General features: G+C 65.2%; 17 protein-coding genes. 9 read left to right on the top strand and 8 right to left on the bottom strand.

Annotated features, from left to right (window positions below; genetic code table 11):
* The first annotated feature begins 65 nt into the window (after positions 1–65).
* Positions 66–3,473: an AAA family ATPase gene (locus ACSQ86_RS24170; RefSeq protein WP_436309703.1), complete on the top strand. Its 3,408-nt coding sequence runs from the start codon at positions 66–68 to the stop codon at positions 3,471–3,473.
* Positions 3,474–3,576: 103 nt separating this feature from the next.
* Here the strand turns inward: ACSQ86_RS24170 and ACSQ86_RS24165 are convergent, their stop codons facing one another.
* Positions 3,577–3,957 (bottom strand): winged helix-turn-helix transcriptional regulator, encoded by a 381-nt coding sequence (locus ACSQ86_RS24165; protein ID WP_436305371.1) that lies wholly within the window; start codon positions 3,955–3,957, stop codon positions 3,577–3,579.
* A gap of 115 nt (positions 3,958–4,072) precedes the next feature.
* Between ACSQ86_RS24165 and ACSQ86_RS24160 the strand changes: the two genes are divergently transcribed.
* The 3 genes from ACSQ86_RS24160 (at position 4,073) to ACSQ86_RS24150 (ending at position 6,405) form a co-directional block, all read left to right on the top strand.
* Entirely contained in the window at positions 4,073–4,744 is a 672-nt protein-coding gene (locus tag ACSQ86_RS24160) for a hypothetical protein (RefSeq protein ID WP_436305370.1), read from the top strand.
* Between the two features lie 154 nt (positions 4,745–4,898).
* Complete coding sequence (gene phbB / locus ACSQ86_RS24155; RefSeq protein ID WP_436309702.1) at positions 4,899–5,636, top strand: acetoacetyl-CoA reductase; 738 nt, start codon at positions 4,899–4,901, stop codon at positions 5,634–5,636.
* Between the two features lie 247 nt (positions 5,637–5,883).
* Positions 5,884–6,405: a hypothetical protein gene (locus ACSQ86_RS24150; protein ID WP_139191736.1), complete on the top strand. Its 522-nt coding sequence runs from the start codon at positions 5,884–5,886 to the stop codon at positions 6,403–6,405.
* Positions 6,406–6,451: 46 nt separating this feature from the next.
* Here ACSQ86_RS24150 and ACSQ86_RS24145 read toward each other — a convergent pair whose 3' ends face one another.
* Entirely contained in the window at positions 6,452–7,198 is a 747-nt protein-coding gene (locus ACSQ86_RS24145; protein WP_436309701.1) for an alpha/beta fold hydrolase, read from the bottom strand.
* 158 nt (positions 7,199–7,356) lie between these two features.
* Here ACSQ86_RS24145 and istA point away from each other — a divergent pair, with 158 nt between their 5' ends.
* Together istA and istB are read left to right on the top strand one after the other, a co-directional pair.
* Positions 7,357–8,964 carry an IS21 family transposase gene (gene istA / locus ACSQ86_RS24140; RefSeq protein WP_436303543.1) on the top strand — a complete coding sequence of 536 codons (1,608 nt, stop codon included), beginning with the start codon at positions 7,357–7,359 and terminating at the stop codon, positions 8,962–8,964.
* The gene (gene istB, locus ACSQ86_RS24135; RefSeq protein ID WP_436303544.1) at positions 8,961–9,725 is read left to right on the top strand and encodes an IS21-like element helper ATPase IstB; all 765 of its coding nucleotides are present in this window, start codon (positions 8,961–8,963) and stop codon (positions 9,723–9,725) included. The genes istA and istB overlap by 4 nt, the downstream gene beginning before the upstream one ends.
* A gap of 184 nt (positions 9,726–9,909) precedes the next feature.
* On the opposite strand, the gene ACSQ86_RS24130 is transcribed toward istB, so the two are convergent.
* Positions 9,910–10,218: a hypothetical protein gene (locus ACSQ86_RS24130; protein ID WP_436309700.1), complete on the bottom strand. Its 309-nt coding sequence runs from the start codon at positions 10,216–10,218 to the stop codon at positions 9,910–9,912.
* 177 nt (positions 10,219–10,395) lie between these two features.
* Here ACSQ86_RS24130 and ACSQ86_RS24125 point away from each other — a divergent pair, with 177 nt between their 5' ends.
* Positions 10,396–11,649 (top strand): branched-chain amino acid ABC transporter substrate-binding protein, encoded by a 1,254-nt coding sequence (locus ACSQ86_RS24125; protein WP_436309699.1) that lies wholly within the window; start codon positions 10,396–10,398, stop codon positions 11,647–11,649.
* Between the two features lie 348 nt (positions 11,650–11,997).
* Positions 11,998–12,981: a JmjC domain-containing protein gene (locus ACSQ86_RS24120; protein ID WP_436309698.1), complete on the top strand. Its 984-nt coding sequence runs from the start codon at positions 11,998–12,000 to the stop codon at positions 12,979–12,981.
* A 33-nt stretch (positions 12,982–13,014) separates the two neighbouring features.
* Here ACSQ86_RS24120 and ACSQ86_RS24115 read toward each other — a convergent pair whose 3' ends face one another.
* The 5 genes from ACSQ86_RS24115 to ACSQ86_RS24095 are packed head-to-tail and all read right to left on the bottom strand — an operon-like array spanning position 13,015 to position 17,380.
* Positions 13,015–14,019, bottom strand: coding sequence for a TRAP transporter substrate-binding protein (locus ACSQ86_RS24115; RefSeq protein ID WP_093109733.1), 1,005 nt, complete (start codon positions 14,017–14,019; stop codon positions 13,015–13,017).
* 19 nt (positions 14,020–14,038) lie between these two features.
* Positions 14,039–15,319: a TRAP transporter large permease gene (locus tag ACSQ86_RS24110; RefSeq protein WP_436309697.1), complete on the bottom strand. Its 1,281-nt coding sequence runs from the start codon at positions 15,317–15,319 to the stop codon at positions 14,039–14,041.
* Positions 15,316–15,900 carry a TRAP transporter small permease gene (locus tag ACSQ86_RS24105; protein ID WP_436305363.1) on the bottom strand — a complete coding sequence of 195 codons (585 nt, stop codon included), beginning with the start codon at positions 15,898–15,900 and terminating at the stop codon, positions 15,316–15,318. The genes ACSQ86_RS24110 and ACSQ86_RS24105 overlap by 4 nt, the downstream gene beginning before the upstream one ends.
* 5 nt (positions 15,901–15,905) lie before the next feature.
* Entirely contained in the window at positions 15,906–16,349 is a 444-nt protein-coding gene (locus tag ACSQ86_RS24100) for a type II 3-dehydroquinate dehydratase (RefSeq protein WP_093109730.1), read from the bottom strand.
* 14 nt (positions 16,350–16,363) lie between these two features.
* The gene (locus ACSQ86_RS24095) at positions 16,364–17,380 is read right to left on the bottom strand and encodes a TRAP transporter substrate-binding protein (RefSeq protein ID WP_436305362.1); all 1,017 of its coding nucleotides are present in this window, start codon (positions 17,378–17,380) and stop codon (positions 16,364–16,366) included.
* A gap of 139 nt (positions 17,381–17,519) precedes the next feature.
* Here ACSQ86_RS24095 and ACSQ86_RS24090 point away from each other — a divergent pair, with 139 nt between their 5' ends.
* Complete coding sequence (locus tag ACSQ86_RS24090) at positions 17,520–18,302, top strand: IclR family transcriptional regulator (protein ID WP_436305361.1); 783 nt, start codon at positions 17,520–17,522, stop codon at positions 18,300–18,302.
* The last annotated feature ends 51 nt before the right edge of the window (positions 18,303–18,353 follow it).

Below are 18,353 nucleotides of genomic sequence, written 5' to 3'. Positions count from 1 at the left end.
TGCGCGCCTTGATAAGATTTGGGAGTTGTTGGGCCTTGAAAGCCCCGTGAGCGAGGCTAAGCCTTATGCGCTGCGCAAGCTGCGGGTTCGAGAATCCGGCAGGCGCCAAGTTCTGCGAGGAATGCGGCGCCAAGCTGGTACGCGTCTGCCCGGCCTGTGGGCACGAGGCAAGCGCGAGCGCCAGTTTCTGCAGCGAATGCGGCGCTCCATTGAGCGGGCCGCCCGCGGGCGCGGCGCTTGCGGCCGGCGCCCCCATCGACTACACGCCCCCCTATCTGGCCGAGCGCATCCGCGCGGCGCAGGTGGATATGGAAGCCCGCGGCGCGGCGGACGGCGAGCGCAAGACGATCACCGCGTTGTTCGCCGACATGGCCGGTTCGACCGCGCTGATCCACGACCTCGATCCCGAAGACGCCCGCCGCCTGATCGACCCGGTGCTGGCGTTGATGATGGAGGCCGTGCATCACTACGAAGGCTATGTGGCCAGGTCGATGGGCGATGGCATCCTGGCGCTGTTCGGCGCGCCGATCGCGCACGAAGACCATTCGCAGCGCGCCCTCTATGCTGCACTGCGCATGCAAGACGAGATGCGCCGCTACGCCGACCGTGTGCGTCTGGCACAGGGGATCGCGCTGCAGCTGCGCGTCGGCGTGAACTCCGGCGAAGTCGTGGTGCGCGCGATCCGCACCGAGGACTTGCACACCGACTACGACCCGGTGGGGAACTCTATCCACATCGCCTCGCGCATGGAAGGCATTGCGGTGCCCGGTTCGATCGTCGCAAGCGAACGCACGCGCAAGCTGAGCGAGGGCTATTTCGCATTCAAGGCGCTCGGCGCGACGCCGATCAAGGGGCTGCCCGAGCCGCTCGCCGTCTTCGAAGTGCTCGGCCTCGGCCCGCTGCGCACCCGGTTGCAGGTGGCTGCCAGCCGCGGGGTGGCGCGCTTTGTCGGCCGTGCCCGCGAGCTCGAGCAAATGCGAGAAGCGCGGGCGCAGGCGCAGGCCGGGCATGGGCAGATCGTCGGCGTGGTCGGCGAGCCGGGGGTCGGCAAGTCGCGGCTGTGCCACGAGTTCAAGCTAGGCGCGCCGCGCGATGGCCTGGTGCTGGAGACCTTCTCGGTCTCGCACGGCAAGGCCTATCCTTATCTGCCGCTGATCGAACTGCTGGAGAACTACTGCCAGATCACTGCGCAGGACGATGAGCGCCGGCGGCGCGAGAAGCTCACCGGCAAGGTGCTGACCCTCGACCGCGCGCTGGAAGACAGCCTGCCCTATCTGTTCCACCTGCTGGGGGCGACCGAGCCGAGCTCGGCGCTGGCGCAGACGAACCCTCAGATCCGCCGGCAGCGCACTTTCGAGGCGATCCAGCGACTCCTGGTGCGCGAGAGCCAGGCGCAGCCGCTGGAGCTGATCGTAGAGGATCTGCAATGGCTCGACAGCGAGACCGACGCCTTCCTCGGCGTTCTCGCCGAGAGCGTGGCCGACGCCCGCATCCTTCTGCTGGTCAATTACAGGCCCGAGTACCAGCACGACTGGAGTCGCAAGGGCTACTACACCCAGTTGCGGCTGGATCCCCTGGGCGAAGCCGAAGCCCGGGAACTGCTTCGGGGCCTGCTGGGCGACGCCGCCGGGCTCGGCCCGCTCGAGGAGCTGATCCTGGAGCAGACCGAAGGCAACCCATTCTTCATGGAGGAAGTGGTGCAGACGCTGGTCGAGGAGCAGGTACTGCGCGGCGAGCGCGGGCACTACCGCCTCGAGCAGGTTCCGACCACGCTGCATATCCCGACCACCGTGCAAGGCGTGCTCGCCGCCCGCATCGACCGCTTGGAGCCGGCCGAGAAGGCGCTGCTGCAGACCTTGGCGGTGATCGGCAAGTCATTTGCATGGAGCCTGCTCGCACGCGTCGTCGATCAGCCCGAAGACATGCTGAAGAGCCTGCTGGCGCGGCTGCAGGCAGGGGAGTTCATTTACCAGCAGCCGGCATTTCCGGAGGTGGAGTACAGCTTCGTGCATGGGCTGACCCAGGAGGTGAGCTACGGCTCGCTGCTGAGCGAGCGGCGCCGCGCACTGCATGAGCGCACGGCGCAGGCGATCGAGGCCCTGTTCGCCTCCCAGCTCGAGGAGCACTGCAGCGAGCTGGCGCATCATTTCAGCCGCAGCGGCAACGCGCCGAAGGCGGTGGAATACCTGCACTGCGCCGCGCGCCAGGCGCTGCAGCGCTCCGCCGATGCAGAGGCAATCGCGCACCTCACCACGGCCCTGGCGCTGCTCGAGACCCTGCCCGATGCGCCCGAGCGCGCACGGCAGGAACTCGCGCTCCAGATCACCCTCGGTCCGGCCTGGATGGCCGCCAAGGGGCTCGCTGCACCGGAAGTGGAGGCGACCTATACCCGGGCGCTGATGCTGTGCCGACAGCTCGGGGAGACGGTCCATCTCTTCCCCGCGCTGATGGGGCTGCGGACCTTCTACATGGTCCGGGGGGAACTGCCGACCGCGCGCGAGCTGGCGGAGCAGCTCGTCACGCTGGCCCAGAAGGCGCAAGACCCGGCCTTGCTCGTGCACGCCCATCGGGCGTTGGGAACTGCCCTGTTCGGTCTCGGCGAGCTCGACCCTGCTCGCGCGCATCTGGAACAGGCCTTGGCCCTTCACGACCCTGCGCGGCACCCGTCGCCGGCCTACTTCTTTGTCTTCGAGCCCGGCGTGCTGGGGCTGGCCTTCGTCGCCATGGACCTGTGGCTTCTGGGCTATCCGGACCAAGCCCTCGCACGCAGCCAGGCGATGCTCGCCCGGGCTCAGACCCTGTCCCATCCTCCGGACTCCGCCAGCGCCTTGACCTTCGCCGCCGAGCTCCATTTGTTCCGCCGCGAGGCGCAGCCCGCCCGCGAGCTGACGGAGGCCGTCCTTGCGCTCGCGACCGAGCACGGCTTCCCGTTCTGGCTGGGTTGGGGAACCATCCTCTCGGGCTGGGCGCTGGTCGAGCAGGGACGTGCAGCAGAAGGGATGGAAAGGATGCAACAGGGCTTGAGCGCCTACCAGACCACGGGCGCGGGGCTATGGCGCACGCGCTTCCTGGCCTTGCTGGCCGAAGCCTACGGAAGAGCGGGGCAGGCCGAGGCAGGGCTGAAGACACTGGCCGAGGCCTTGGCCTTGGTGGAGCTCACGCAGGAGCGTGTTTACGAGGCGGAGCTTTATCGACTCAAGGGCGAGCTGATGTTGCTGCAGCCGGGCCGCGAGGGCGAGGAGGCCGGCGGCGAGGTCGAGGCCTGCTTCCTGCAGGCGATCACCATCGCTCGCCGGCAGAGCGCCCGATCGCTGGAGCTGCGCGCGGTGATGGCCTTGAGCCGGCTGTGGCGGCAGCAGGGCAAGTCGGCGGAGGCCCGCCAGATGTTGGCCGAGAGCTATGGCTGGTTCACCGAGGGCTTCGACACTGCGGACCTGCAGGAGGCCAGGTCGCTGCTTGCCGAGCTCCACTGAAGGGTGCGTCATGTCAGCGCCATGTTCAGCGCATGACCTTTCTCTTCGAGGGAGGTTGCGGAAGTCAAAATTGATCGCCGAGTCTCAACAATGGCCGATGCCGCTAACCGGCGCGCGCCGCCTTTGCGCGCGTCCGAGTTGAGCGGCGCAAGGTCTGCGTACCTGGTATGTGTCTCTTGCCCCATCGCACCAGCGCGAGCAGAACGTCACCCATGGCAGTTCCTTTCTTGCTGAGCGCATAGGCGTAACGAATCGGACGCTCCTGGTACGCGGCGCTCACGACAATCCCAGCCTCTTCGAGGCGCTTCAGGCGATCGGCGAGTGTGTTGGTTGGGATTCCTTCGGGCGAGTCCAGCAGTTCCCCAAAGGTGCGTTTCCCGTGGAGCATGTCCCGAATGACGAGCAACGACCATTTGTCACCCACCAGGTCAAGCGTATTTGCAATAGGGCAGGCGGATCTTCGAAAACCTTCAGGCTTGTTCATCTTCGCTTCCATCAGTCGCGGGTGTCGACCGCGCGAGAAACTTGCAAAATGCAAGTAAGTATGCTACGGTTATCAGTAACTTGCAAAGTGCAAGCGACTGTGCAAAGGAGACGCCATGTCGAACCCTGTCCTGTCGCAATCCGCTCAGCCGAGGTCGCCAGCCCTTCGGGGCACAAAGCTAGTCGCCGCAGTCGTGCTTGCCGTCTGGTTCACGCTCGTCATTCTGCAGGGCGCGAGTGGAGCGTTCGTCACGCCGCCCGGGACGTCGCCGCTGCCGATCCTGATCGGGGTCACGGCGCCCATCATCGTGTTTCTCGCCGCTTTCTGGATGTCGCGCCTATTCCGCGAACTTGTTCTGACGGCTGACCTCCGCCTCATGATGGCGATACAGGCATGGAGATTTGCGGGGCTGGGCTTTTTGGCGCTGTACGCCCACGGCGTCTTGCCTGGCAGCTTCGCCTGGCCCGCAGGACTTGGCGACATCGCGATCGGAGTGACCGCGCCTTGGCTACTGGTTGCCCTGATACACCGGCCAAGCTTCGCTGCCAGCAAGACCTTCGTGGTGTGGAATGCGCTCGGGGTGTTGGACCTCGTTGTGGCCCTCGGTACCGGGGCACTCAGTTCGGCCCTCGCCGTCGGCGTCGCCGGGGAGATCACGACCGGCCCGATGGCACTGTTGCCGCTCGTGCTCATCCCCGCTTACTTTGTGCCCATTTTCATCATGCTCCATATGGCAGCGCTCTTTCAGGCGCGACATCTTGCGGGATACCTGAGAGAGCAAGCCTGATCAAGTGCGCCGGACCACTCGGACCTGTGCATGGTGTCGGCAGAAAAGTAGCCCCGTTGCAATCCGGGCTCAGTGTTTTCCTGAGCGGGGGTGATGAGAAAGCTCGCTACAGTGAACAGCGCCGGTTCAGGTTCGTCCACTTCAAGGAACGCGCATGAGCAAGAAAGTCGCATACGTCACCGGGGGCATGGGAGGCATCGGAACCGCCATCTGCCAGCGCCTGCACAAGGATGGTTTCACGGTCATCGCCGGCTGCGGTCCCACGCGGGACCATGCCAAGTGGCTGGCCGAGCAGAAAGCCTTGGGCTACGAATTCCACGCGTCGGTCGGCAATGTCGGCGACTGGCAGTCGACGGTCGAGGCCTTCACCAAGGCCAAGGCCGAACACGGCAGCATCGACGTGTTGGTCAACAACGCGGGCATCACGCGGGACCGCATGTTCCTCAAGATGACGCCCGAGGACTGGAGCGCGGTGATCGAGACCAACCTCAACAGCATGTTCAACGTCACCAAGCAGGTGGTCGCGGACATGGTCGAAAAGGGCTGGGGCCGCATCATCAACATCAGCTCGGTCAACGGCGCCAAGGGCCAGGCCGGCCAGACCAACTACTCGGCCGCCAAGGCCGGCATGCACGGCTTCACGATGGCGCTGGCGCAGGAGCTGGCGGCCAAGGGCGTGACGGTGAACACCGTGAGCCCGGGCTACATCGGCACCGACATGGTCAAGGCGATCCGCCAGGAAGTGCTCGACAAGATCGTGGGCACCATCCCCGTCAAGCGGCTCGGCGAGCCGAGCGAAATCGCCTCGATCGTCGCCTGGCTCGCGACCGACGAAAGCGGCTACTCCACCGGGGCCGATTTCTCGGTCAACGGCGGCTTGCACATGCGCTGAGGGCGCTCGCGCCCTCGACGTGCGGCGCTCGGGGATCGAGGCACTCGGACGCGGAGCGACCCTGCGCGACATGAAAACTTTGGACTTCATGCCGCCACGAGTCCCTCCACTGCACGAAAACTAGCAATGCCGACTTCGTCAGAAATGCACGTTTCCTTCGTAGGACCGCACCCCGGAATACGGATCCGCCACCGCTCGCAAACGTACGATATCGCCGTGCTCAACGAGGAAGTGAAGGACTTGAACCATGAGCAAACGCAGCGATGAAATCGAGACGGTGCCCCATTGCCTGGATGCCTGGCCGTCACGGCCTAGAGCCCAAGGGGACTCCCGGCCGTTCGCAAGCACCGTGGCCAACTTCTTCCGCAGAAATGGCAGCGCGGACGCTCCAGAGTCAATGGTCGCCAAGGTCCAGCCATTCGGGTCGGCATCGGAGATCGTCCGGCGCGAGCAGACGGGCGCGAAGTCGAATCTCTTCAAGCACTGGGATGCAATCAGGGCCGAAGGCATCACGGCATCGCAGTTCATCGCGTTCTTGCAGCCTCTCGCCGACCTGGACGGCATCACGGTCTCGTACACCTACAGCGATGAAGATGGCACGGAGCACGTCTACAACCACAGGCGCGGTGAGCTCGGGAGTGCGAATCCGCTTTCCCGAGCAATTCAGGAAAAGAAGCTATCCAAAGAGAAGGCACTGACCTTCGCGCTGAATGAAGAGGGACGCGTCTGGATCGAGAGCAACTTCATCGAGCTCAGCGACCTGACGTAGGCGTTCGAGATTCCGGCCGGCCAGCTCCGAGGAGTCAGCCACCGGCTCATGTGAACGAGGCGACCCAGTCCCAGACCCGCGCGGGTGCCTCGACCATCACATTGTGACCATGCGGCCCAAGGTCCGAGGCATTGGGATCGAGCGCACGGATCTGCCCCATCGTCACCAGCGCGTCATCGCGCCCGCGGCCGAGATGGACGGGGCAGCGAGCCAGAGCCGCCAATTCGGACAGCGGCGGCTTGCCGACGGCATTGGCTCGAGGATCCATCGCGAGACGCCACCCATCGGCGCCGCGCTGGATGCCCCGCGTGACGACAGGTGTCGCTGCGTTGGCGATCCCGCCAAGGCCGGAGACCTTCAGGTACCGCTCCCACGCGTCTTCTTCCGTGGAAAACGTTTTGGCGGGCTGGGAAGCCAGCGTGTCCATGCGGCGGAGTTCATCGTCACTCCACGCGATCTTGATGCCGGCCCCGAAGACCTGATGCGGTGTGACACCGAACCAACCCGTCGCCAGGGCGAGACCGATCACCCCGCCCAGCGAGTGTCCGAGAACCACGAGCCGGCCTGCGGGATTGACGTGCGGCAGCGCGGCGCGTCCAACGGTTGCGGCGTACTGCCCGATGGCATAGGAGTCTTGTCGGCCGGATTGGCCGTGGCCGGGCAAGTCCAGGACGACCCAGCGGCCGGCCCAGCGAATGCCGGCCCCTGCGCACATGGGCGACCACACGGCCCCCGTCGCGCCCATCCCATGCAGCATGAGGAGCAGGTCCGGGCCTTCGCCGCCTTGTTCCATGTCCCCGGCGGCCACCCAAAGTGCCCCACTTATGGCCACCCAAACTGCTCCACCCTGGCCACGGTGATCTGACGCATTGAACACGGTGCGTCGGGCGCCGCGAAGCTCGACAGGCAGGACGTTACTTTCCACCCCCTCTGAGCGAGGGGAACAACGGAGTGAACGTCTTGAAGCCACATCTGCAAACCACCATCTGGACGCTGCTCAAGGGCGGCGCCACCCAGCGCGAGATCGCGCGAATCACCGGCATCTCGCGCCACACCATCCGGGCGTATCAGCAGCGCTTCGCCGCCGATCCGGCAAACTGCCCCGGGGTGGCCACCGACTCCGGTGGTCAAACTGCTCCACCCTGGCCACCGACTTCCAGGTCGGTAGCGCCGCCGCTGGCCACCTCCAAGTGCGAACCCCACCGCGCTTTCATCGACGCCCAGTTGCGCCTGGGCCGCAACGCCACGGCCATCTACCAGGACCTGGTCGACCAACATGGCTTTGACGGCGCCTACAACTCCGTCAAGCGCTTCTGCGCCCAGCTTCGCCACAAGGAGCCCGAGCAGTTCGATCGTCTGAGCTTTGCGCCCGGCGAGGAGATGCAGGTCGACTACGGTGAAGGCGCCCCCACCCGGGTGCCGAGCACCGAGCGCTGGCGCAAACCCCGCCTGTTCGTGGCCACGCTGCGCTACTCGCGGCGCAGCTTCCGCCGCGTGATCTGGAAGTCCAGCCAGCAAGTCTGGGCTGAGTTGCACGAGCAGGCCTGGGCCTACTTTGGCGGGTCGACCCACTACGTCGTGCTGGACAATTTGAAGGAGGGCGTCTTGAAGCCCGACCTGTACGAGCCTGCGCTCAATCCGGTCTACGCCGCCACACTGGCCCACTACGAGGTGGTGGCCGACCCGGCTCGGGTCCGGGATCCGAATCGCAAGGGGACGGTCGAGAACGCGATCCAACATACCCAGTCCACCGCGCTCAAGGGGCGGCGCTTCGAGACCATCGAAGAGCAGAACGCCTTCCTGGAACACTGGGAGTCCAAGTGGGCCGCCTCGCGCATCCACGGCGCCGAGCGGCGTCAGGTGCAGGCCATGTTCGAGGAGGAGCGCGCCCACCTGCAGCCGCTGCCAGCCACGCGCATGCAGTACTTCACCGAGGTGCAGCGCACGGTCTGCGACGACAGCTGCGTGCGCATCGACCACAGCAGCTACGCCGCGCGCCCGGCCCCGATTGGCACCAAGGTGCTGGTGCGGCTGTTCGAGCGGCGCATCGAGATCCGCGAGCTGCGCACCCAGGCCTTGCTGCGCACCCACGCCCGGGTTGATCGCCCCGGCACCGTGGTGTTGCCCATGGCCGAGCGGGTGTTCAACCCCTCTCGCGAGACGCGCTTCATCCTGGCCCAGGCCCGAGCCATCGGGCCGCAGGCCTCTCGGCTGTGCCAGATGCTGTTCGCCATCGAGGGGCGCGTGGGCCAGCGCAAGCTCTGGGGCATCGTCAATCTGGCCAAGCGCTACCCCAATCACTTCATCGACGCGGCCTGCGCTGCCGCCATGGAGCAAGGCGTACACAGCTACCGCCACGTCAAGGCACTCACCGAGCGGCTGGTGGCCGACGCGCTGGCCGCCCTGCAGGCCGGCACGCCGACACAGTCGGCGTCAACGCTCACCCAGCAGCACGAGCTCATTCGCAGCGCCGACGAATACGGCGATCTGTTCGCCCACGCCGCCACCGCCACCTCGGGCGGCACAACCTCCCACCCCACTGAGATCGCCCAGCCATGAACATGACCGAGATCGAACGCGCCCTGCGCGAGCTGCGCCTGTCCGGCATCGCCGACACCCTGTCCACCCGCGTGATGCAGGCCCAGGCCGCCCAGCAGCCCTTCCTGGAGACGTTGGCCGCCATGCTGCAAGACGAGCTCGACCGGCGCCGCTCACGATTGATGGAGCGCCGCTTCAAGCGCTCAGGCCTGGCCGAGCGCCTGACGCTGGCGGACTTCGACTGGCGCTTCAATCCCAAGCTGCCGCGCAACGCCTGCTTCGAGCTGCACACCCTGAAGTTCATCGGCGAGGGGGCCAACGCATTGATCGTCGGCAAGCCCGGCACCGGAAAGAGCCACGTGGCCAAGGCGGTGGCCTACCAGGCCACGTTGCAGGGCTATGACGTGCGCTACGTGGAGGCCGACTCCGAGTTCGCCCGCTACGGGCTGGCCAGCACGGCGGAACAGGCCGAACAGCTCAAGGGCTGGATCGAGCCAGACCTGTTGGTCCTTGATGACATGTTCCTGGCCCGGCGCATTGCCGACGTGAGCGCCGAACTGCTGCAGGCCATCGTGCACCAGCGCTACAAGCTGCGCCGCGCCATCGTCATCACCTCCAACCGGGTGGTGCAGGACTGGGGCAAGTACCTCGCCGACGCCACCATGGCCACCACCATCCTGGACCGGCTCATGCACCGCTGCGCAATGCTGGAGTTCGAGGGCAAGAGCTACCGTCTGAAGGAGGCCGCCGCGCGCATCGCCATCACACCCGAATCGTCATAATCCGACCGTCCTGCCTGGAGCAGTTTGACCGGCCATAAGTGGAGCAGTTTGGGGTGGCCATCGGGGATGTACATGTCCACTGCCTCCATCGCAACTTCGATGGCGCAAGATTACTCGACAGCGCCCCTGCAGCGGGGGCTGCGAACACCTTCAGACATGCGCAGCAGGCCGGTGCAAGGTGGCGCTAAGCGGACTTCTCGAACTCTTCGAGCGCGACCTCGATGGGATCGCGGCGAGCGTTGGCGTCGTATAGCTCGATACCCCGGTCTGCCAGTTGCTCGAGTGTGATCTCGCCCTTCGCGAGGCTGGAGAACTCCTGTGTGAAGCAACGCAGCCAAGCTTCCGCTGGCGTGAGGGTGTAGCCGGCGATGACGACGGGTTGTTCAGGTTTCCAGATTGCAGTCATTCCAAAGCGCAGTTCGTCAAAAGGTGCCGGCGATCGCACGATCTCCACCGGCCCGATCCCGCTGTAGACGGTATCGCCGGTCTTCAACGATGTCACGGTCCAGCGCTCACCCGGTGTCACTTTGTAGTCGCCTGGCGCCAGAGGTAACTCGCGTGGTCCTCGCTCTGCAATTCGCGCCTCGCGCTTCGACTGTCCCATCCGTGACCGAGCGGACACCGTGCCGGGCCTAGAGTGCGTTGCATAAACCATCGAGCGGAGACATTCATGCACAGGTCCGGATTCGTGCGCGCCGCCCGCGCATCCCTTTGCGTCAGCGCCCTCGCGGCCGGTCTCGCGACCCACGCTGCGGAGACGGTGAAGATCGCATTCATCGATGTGTTGTCGGGACCCTTCGCGCTCAGTGGCCAAGGCTCGCTCAACCAACTGCGCGAGGTGGTGAGCCAGCTCAATTCCACGGCGGGCGCGGCTGATCCGAAGTTCGAGGTCGTCCCCTTCGACGGCAAGGGCACGCCGCAGGAGAGCACGAACGTGCTGAAGGCGGCGTTCGACCAGAACATTCGCTACGTGACGCAGGGCGGCGGCTCGGGAGTCGCCTTCGCCCTGGTCGACGCCATCAACAAGCAGGCCCAGCGCGATGTGAACGGAGCAATGGTGTACCTGAACTATTCGGCGATGGACCCGGGCCTCACGAACGACCGCTGCAGCTTCTGGCACTTCCGGTTCTATCCGTCGAGCGAGATGAAGATCGAAGCCCTGACGACCTACCTGAAGACGAAGCCGGATGTGAAGAAGGTGTTCCTGTTCAACCAGAACTACACGCACGGCCAGCAGGTGGCCAAGGCCTCGCGCGCCTATCTCGCGAAGAAGCGTCCGGATATCGAGGTGGTCGGCGAGGACTACATACCGATCGCCTCGACGCGTGACTTCGCGCCCTACGTGGCGAAGATCGCGTCGTCGGGCGCGGACACGGTCATTACCTCGAACTGGGGCAGCGATCTCGGGCTGTTCCTGAAGGCGGCGCGCGATTTCGGCCTGAACATCAACTTCTACACGATGAACGCCAACAACCCGGGCGTGCCGGCGCAGATGGGCTCCTGGGGCGCCGACAAAGTGAGCGTGATCTGGAACTGGGGCAGCAATGCGCCGACACCGGCGCTGGAGAAGATCGCGGTCGGCTACAAGCAGAAGTCGGGCGAGGACTTCATCTTCGCCGCGCACTGGAACACGATGAACATGCTGCGTGCGGCGATGCAGAAGGCGAAGTCGACCGACCCCAAGAAGGTCGCCTACGCGCTCGAAGGCATGAAGTACCAGAGCCCGTTGGGCGAGGTCGAGATGCGCTCGACCGACCACCAGTTGCAAGCGCCGATCTACCTTGGCGTATGGGCCAAGAAGGGCAGCCCAGGCGTCAAATATGACGCCGAGAACACCGGCTACGGCTTTCGCTCCGAGGTGGTGTGGAGCCCGGCCGAGAGCACGCAGCCCACGACTTGCCAGATGAATCGGCCTCCGGCCTGAGCGCTTGGTCTCGTCTTGCGGCTTAGCGTCCAACCGAAGCGACGATCAAGAGGGCCAGCGCCAAGAAAACGCCCCCGACGAATCCGGCTTCTATCAAGAGCTCGCGCAAGGGAGCGTTCGTCCCGGGTGTACTAGCCGGTTCAGGCCGAACATCGTTCTGAGCTGCGTCCTCGCTCCCTAACCCCTGTCCGATCATTTGCATGGTTGGCGCTCCTCAGCCAGTGGCTTGTCTCAAAGGTGCGGGCACTATAAAACAATAGTACAAAAATGGGAATTTTTCACATTTTGTGACTGCGTGATGCGTTACAAGAAGTACAAAAGTACTACATGTGACCGAAGATTTCGGTCATGAGAGACACACAAGACATAAATATCGGCTGGCGGACCGAGCCGCCGCCGGCGACGTATCACGTGAGGGCAGACGATCCTGCGAACTTCTCCACGCACCGGATCACCGCCCTGCATCACAACTTTCACGAGCATCCGCTCTTCCAGGTGCCTGAACTCGTGAAGCTCGGCAAGGAGCTCGCTCCCCTGGGGCAGTGTCGATTCATGAGGCCTGGCCTCACAGTCGCTTCCACCATCGCGCACGACAGCCGGCATCCGGACGGGCGCAGCATCGACGAACACTTCGAGCGCATGGAGGAGCCGGGTTCGTCGGTGGCCCTCTACAACATCGAAGCCATTCCGCGCTACCAGGCCTTGCTGTTCGACATCGTCGGCACCATGCGCGCGGATGTCGAACGCGAGCAGCCGGGCATCTTTCGGGTGAACGGTTTCGTCTTCATCTCGGCACCGCCTTCGGTGACGCCCTTCCACATCGATCGCGAGAACAACTTCTGGCTGCAGTTGCACGGGCGCAAGATCCTGAGCGTCTGGGACCATGCGGATCGCAGCATCGTGCCGGCCGAGGCGGTGGAGGATTTCATCGTCACCCAGTCGCTCAGGAAGGTGCGCTTCAAGGAGGAGTTCAGGCCTCTCAGCCACGAGTTCAACGCCCGTCCGGGAGACGGCGTCTATTTCCCGAGCACCTCGCCGCACATGACGCGTTCCGAGCCTGATTGGACGGCCCCCGGCGATCGCGTGTCGATCTCGATCGGAGTGACCTTCTACACCTCCGTCACGCGCAGGACCGCTCGCGTCTACCAGGTGAACCGGGTCTTGCGCAAATGTGGGTTGTCGCCCGCCTACCCCGGCGAGTCGCCCGCGGCGGACGCACTCAAGGCGTCGGTGGGCGGGCTGGTCGGCGCGACGCGATCCTGCCTCGTCGACATGACCGCATCGGCGCGGCGCTTCAAGCCGGTGACGACACCGCCGCCGGGCTCCTATTGAACCCAGGCGGCGCATGAACTCGGAAAACGGCCCTCACTTTCTGACCTTGGCAATCTCCGACTGCAGCTCCTTGACCGTTGCCTCGCCCACAGCTGCCGTTTGCTTCTCGATCACCGGCTTCACCTTCTCGCGCAGCTTGGCCAGTTCGGCCGCAGGCAGCTCGGTGACCGTCATGCCGGCCTGCTTGAGCGCCTGCAGCGCGCTGTCGGCGGCGCCGCGCGAGGCCTGGCGCTGGAAAGCCGTCGCCTCCACAGCCGCGTCTGCAACGATCTTCTTCTCCTCTGCGCTCAAGCCGTCCCAGGTCTTCTTGCTGATGATGAGCGCCTGCGGGTTGTAGATGTGCCGCGTTTCGGTGAGGTGCTTCTGCACCTCGGCGAACTTGGAAGCAAGAATCGTCGTGTTCGGATTCTCCTGGCCGTCGACCGCCTTCTGGTCCAGCGCCGAATAGAGCTCGGGAAAGGGCAGCGGCACCGCGTTCGCGCCCAGCGCGCTGAACAGGTCAATGTAGATCGGCGACTGGATCACGCGGATCTTCAGGCCCGCGATGTCCTCGGCCTTGGCGATCGGCCGCTTGCTGTTGGTGAGGTTGCGAAAGCCCAGGTCCCAGTAGCCGAGGCCGTGCAGTCCCTTCTCGTCGAGCCTGGCCAACAGCTTCCGGCCGAAGGGGCCGTCCGTCACTGCATCGGCTTCCTGCGTGTTGCCGAAGAGAAAGGGGAAGTCGAGCACGGCGAACTCCTTCACCTGCGCCGCGAGGATGCCGGCGTTCAGCACCGTCATCTCGACCGTGCCTCCCTGCAGCGCGGAGACGGTCTGCAGATCGCCGCCGAGCGTGCCGCCCGGGAACAGCTTCACCGTGATCTTCTTGCCGGACTTCTCGGCCACGAGATCGGCGAACTTCTGCGCGCCCTGGGCCTGCGGATGGCCGCTCTGGTTCTGGAACGCGAATTTGAGCGTGCGCTCCTTGATCTGCGCCGCGGCGCCGGTGACGGCCAGCGCCGCCACCGCGGCGAGCAGGACCTTGTGCATCGATAGCTTCATGGTTCGTGTCTCCTTGTGATCAACCGTGGAAAAACTTCGCGGGCCAGGTGACGAGCCAGGGGAACAGCACCATGAGGAACAGAATCGCGAACTCCGCGATCATGAAAGGCACCACGCCCTTGGTGACGTCGTCCATCGAGATCCGGCCCACGCCCGCCACCACGTTGAGCACGGTGCCCACCGGCGGGGTGATCAGGCCGATCGAGTTGTTGATGATGAACATCACGCCGAAGTAGACCGGGTCGATGCCGGCGGCCTTGACGATCGGCATCAGCACCGGGGTCAGGATCAGGATGGTCGGCGTCATGTCCATCGCGGTGCCGACGATCATCACCAGCACCATGATCGCGAACATCAGCAGGATCTTGTTGTCCATGAAGGGCTGCAGCAGGCCGACCACCTTCGACGGCAGGTCGGCCACGGTGATGAGCCAGGCGCTCACCATCGCGGCCGCGATCAGGAACATCACGATCGCACTGGTCTTCGCGGCGTTCACGAACACCGCGTAGAGATCCTTCCAGCTGAGCTCGCGGTAGATCGCCATCGAGACGAAGAGCGCATACACCGCGGCCACCACCGCCGCCTCGGTGGGCGTGAAGACACCCATGCGCAGCCCGACCAGGATGATCACCGGCAGCATCAGCGCCCACAGTGCCTGGCGAAAGGTCGCGAGCATTTCCGCGGTCGACCTGGCAGGTGGCGGCACGATCTTCTCGCGCCGCACGAGCCAGGCCCAGGTGAGCCAGAGCGCGCCGCCGATCAGGAGGCCCGGCACGATCGCCGCAAGGAAGAGCTTGGAGATCGAGACGTTGGCTGCGACGCCGAAGATGACGAGCCCGATGCTCGGCGGAATCACCGGCCCGATGACGCCGGTGGCGGCGATCAGCCCGCCGGCGCGCGCCTTGTCGTGGCCGGCGCTCACCATCATCGGCAGGAGCAGCGCAGTCAGCGCGGCCGCATCGGCAACCGCCGACCCCGAGAGCGCCGACAGCAGGCAGCCGGCCATGATCGTCACGTAGCCCAGCCCGCCCTTCACGTGGCCGACGAGCGCGAGCGCAAAGTCGACGATGCGCCTGGACAAGCCGCCGGCGTTCATGATCTCGCCGGCCAGCATGAAGAAGGGTACGGCCAGCAGCGGAAAGCTGTCGGCGCCGCCGATGACGTTCTGCGCCAGGATCTGCGCATCGAAGAGGTCGAGGTGCCACATCAGCGCCACGCCGCTGGCGAGCAACGCGAACGCGATCGGGATGCCCATCGCCATCGCGGCGAGCAGGGAGCCGACGAAGACGAAGATCGTCATGGCCGCGCTCCAGCTTGCGGGCGGTCCGCCGGCGCGGCATCGGCCTGCTCGCCCAGGATCTGCTTCAGCTGCACGGCTTCCTCGGATTCCTGGATCATGACCAGGTCCTCGTCGGCGATGCGACCGGACACCAGGCGAAGCAGGTCGAGCGCAAGAAGGAATGCGGCAAGCACGGCGAAGACCACGCCCGACAGGTAGACCACGGCCATGGATGCGCCCGTGACCGGTGCGACGACGTCCCAGTTGATCTTCGTTTGGGCCACGCTGCCCTGGAACAGCAGCCACACGATGTAGAGCATCACGACATGCCCCACCGCCAGGCAGAACTTCTTGGCCGAAGGCGGCAGCCTCCGGACCACCATGTCGACGCCGAGGTGCCCGTGCTCCTTCAGCGCGACGACGGCGCCCAGAAAGGTCATCCAGATGAAGAGCCAGCGCGAGACCTCCTCCGACACCGTGATGCCCGAGTTGAAGCCGTAGCGAAGCACCACGTTGCCGAAGACCAGCACCACCATCAATGCCAGCGCCGCGGCGATCAGCGCCTCAATGCAGGCGCAGCAGCGGTCGATCCATCGATTCATGTTGATCAGGCCGCCTGCGCGCGCTGCATCTCGACCAGCGCACGCAGGCCGGCCAGGTACGAATGCGGACCGAGCCCCTGGATCGTGCCCTTGACCGCCGGCGAGATGATCGAGTGCGCGCGCCAGCTTTCCCGCGCCGCGATGTTCGACATGTGGACCTCGAAGACCGGGAACGGCATGGCCTTGATGGCGTCGTGCAAGGGAACGCCGTGCTGGGTCAGGCCGGCAGGGTTGACCAGTGCGCCTTGCGCCTCGTCGATGTGCTGGTGGAGGAAGTCGATCAGCTCGCCTTCGTGGTTCGACTGGATGGTCTCCAGCTCGACGCCGAGCTCGGCCGCGAGCTTGCCGAGGCGTTCGTTGATCTCGGCCAGGGTGGTCGAGCCGTAGATGTGGGGTTCTCGGCGGCCGAACAGGTTGAGGTTCGGGCCGTGCAGGACGAGGATCTTCATGGTGCCGCTTCGATTCAAGGATGGGACTTGCGCACGCGTGCCAGCTCGTCGTTGTAGAGCTTGACGATGCCCGGGTCGTAGCTGGCGGCGAAACGCTCGGTGACCGGCTTGGCGATCTGGCGCATGCGCGCCTGCTCGGGCGGCGCGAGCTCGTTGAACTGGATGCCCTTGGCCTGGAGATCGCCGATGGATTTCTGCGCCGCCGCGCGGCTGACCTGGCGCTGGTAGCCGCGGGCTTCGTCGGCCGCTTCGCGCATCATCTTCTGTTCTGCCGCGCTCAGCGAGTCCCAGAACTTCTTGCTCACCAGCATGATGTTCGCGGCATAGACGTGGTTGGTGGCGCTCACGAACTTCTGCACCTCGAAGAACTTGTTCGACAGGATCACCGCGTAGGGATTCTCCTGGCCGTCGACGGCCTTCGATTCGAGCGCCCCATAGAGCTCGGCGAAGGGCATGGGCACCGGATTGGCCTTGAAGGCCTTGAAGGTGTCGAGGAACACCGGGTTGGGAATGACGCGGATCTTTAGGCCCTCGAGGTCCTCGGGTTTCGCGATCGGGCGCTTGCTGTTCGTGACGTTGCGAAAGCCCAGATCCCAGTAGCCCAGCGCGACCAGGCCCTTCTCGGGCAGCTTGGCGATGAGCGCCTGGCCGAGCGGCCCGTCGAGGAGGGCATCGGCCTGCGCGAAAGAGCTCACGGCAAACGGGAAGTCGACCAGGCCGAACTCCTTCACGATGCCGGCCAGGGAGGTGGTGGCGGGCGCCGACATCTGCTGCACGCCGCCTTGCAGCGCCGACTGCTGCTGCATCTCGTTGCCGAGCTGCGACGCAGGGAACTCCTGCACCTTGAGCTTGCCGCTGCTCTTCGCCGCGAGCAGTTCGCCGAAGCGCTTGACGCCGAAGCTCACGGGATGGTCCGGGTTGTTCAGGTGGCCGAAGCGGATGACGCGCTCCTGCACGTCCTGGGCCAGGGCCGGCAGCGTCAGGGCCAATGTCGCGCCGAGAAGGGCGAGCGTTCGGTAGAGGGTTCTCAAGTTGGGACTCCGGTGGATGAGGGCCGATGCGCCCGCAGGTCTGGCAGGCGACGCAAGACGCGCCGCATCATAGGTAGAAAGTGGAAAACATTTCCACTAGGGAAAGCACTTGGCAAAACTCGGGTAGAGTTGCTCTGCCATGACCGCCATACTCGAACGCAGCTTCAAGGTGCTCGAACACCTTGTCGCCTACCCGGAAGGGCGAGCACTTTCTGCACTCGCCTCCGATCTCCAGATGCCGCTGAGCGCGACGCATCGACTGCTTTCCGAACTGATCCGCTGCGGTTACGTGCGCCAGGATCAGAGCCACGGCAACTACATGCTGACGATCAAGCTGGTCTCGCTGGGCTTGAGCTTCCTGAGCAACAGCGGCGTCGTCGACGTGGCCCAGCCGCTGCTCGATCGCCTGGCGGCCGAATCGGGGGAGCTCGTCCGGCTGGCGGTCGTCGACGGCGACGAGCTCACCTTCGTGGCCAAGGCACAGGGCGCGACCCGGGGCCTGCGCTACGACCCCGACATGGGCTTGTCGGTGAACCTGTCCTGCAGTTCGGCTGGGCACGCGTGGCTGTCCACCATGCCGGAGGAGCAGGCGCTCCAGCTGGTTGCGAAACAGGGGTTCGGCACGCCTGCCGATTTCGGGCCCAAGGCCGTGACCTCGGTGAAATCGCTGCTGGCCTATCTGCGCGCGGCGCGCAAGCGCGGCTTCGCGATGATCAACGAGGTCTTCGCGCCGGCCATGACTGCGATGGCGGCACCGGTGCGCATCGGCAACGGCGCCGTCATCGGCGTCATCACCATCGCAGGCCCGCTCGTGCGACTGACGGAAGAGCGCATGCTGGCCTTGGGGCCCACGCTTCTCGCGACCGCCGAAGAGGTGGCCTATGCGAGCGGGGCGTCGGCGATGTTCAAACGGAGAGCTTGACCGGCCGGCGCTCGCTCGCAAAGCAAGACGAGCTTCGGGACAATGAGCAGG

Origin of the sequence: Variovorax sp. LjRoot130 (assembly GCF_964253755.1) — a bacterium.
Lineage (GTDB): Bacteria > Pseudomonadota > Gammaproteobacteria > Burkholderiales > Burkholderiaceae_C > Variovorax.
This window is presented reverse-complemented; position numbering and strand designations above follow the sequence as displayed.

What these genes read in the sequence shown, in the direction of transcription:
- ACSQ86_RS24145 (WP_436309701.1), bottom strand. Translation starts at nt 7,198, where the DNA reads ATGGAACAAGGCGGCGAAGGCCCGGACCTGCTCCTCATGCTGCATGGG.
- ACSQ86_RS24110 (WP_436309697.1), bottom strand. Translation starts at nt 15,319, where the DNA reads ATGACGATCTTCGTCTTCGTCGGCTCCCTGCTCGCCGCGATGGCGATG.
- ACSQ86_RS24105 (WP_436305363.1), bottom strand. Translation starts at nt 15,900, where the DNA reads ATGAATCGATGGATCGACCGCTGCTGCGCCTGCATTGAGGCGCTGATC.
- ACSQ86_RS24170 (WP_436309703.1), top strand. Translation starts at nt 66, where the DNA reads ATGCGCTGCGCAAGCTGCGGGTTCGAGAATCCGGCAGGCGCCAAGTTC.
- ACSQ86_RS24125 (WP_436309699.1), top strand. Translation starts at nt 10,396, where the DNA reads ATGCACAGGTCCGGATTCGTGCGCGCCGCCCGCGCATCCCTTTGCGTC.
- ACSQ86_RS24115 (WP_093109733.1), bottom strand. Translation starts at nt 14,019, where the DNA reads ATGAAGCTATCGATGCACAAGGTCCTGCTCGCCGCGGTGGCGGCGCTG.
- ACSQ86_RS24165 (WP_436305371.1), bottom strand. Translation starts at nt 3,957, where the DNA reads ATGAACAAGCCTGAAGGTTTTCGAAGATCCGCCTGCCCTATTGCAAAT.
- ACSQ86_RS24090 (WP_436305361.1), top strand. Translation starts at nt 17,520, where the DNA reads ATGACCGCCATACTCGAACGCAGCTTCAAGGTGCTCGAACACCTTGTC.
- ACSQ86_RS24100 (WP_093109730.1), bottom strand. Translation starts at nt 16,349, where the DNA reads ATGAAGATCCTCGTCCTGCACGGCCCGAACCTCAACCTGTTCGGCCGC.
- ACSQ86_RS24120 (WP_436309698.1), top strand. Translation starts at nt 11,998, where the DNA reads ATGAGAGACACACAAGACATAAATATCGGCTGGCGGACCGAGCCGCCG.
- istB (WP_436303544.1), top strand. Translation starts at nt 8,961, where the DNA reads ATGAACATGACCGAGATCGAACGCGCCCTGCGCGAGCTGCGCCTGTCC.
- phbB (WP_436309702.1), top strand. Translation starts at nt 4,899, where the DNA reads ATGAGCAAGAAAGTCGCATACGTCACCGGGGGCATGGGAGGCATCGGA.
- ACSQ86_RS24160 (WP_436305370.1), top strand. Translation starts at nt 4,073, where the DNA reads ATGTCGAACCCTGTCCTGTCGCAATCCGCTCAGCCGAGGTCGCCAGCC.
- ACSQ86_RS24150 (WP_139191736.1), top strand. Translation starts at nt 5,884, where the DNA reads ATGAGCAAACGCAGCGATGAAATCGAGACGGTGCCCCATTGCCTGGAT.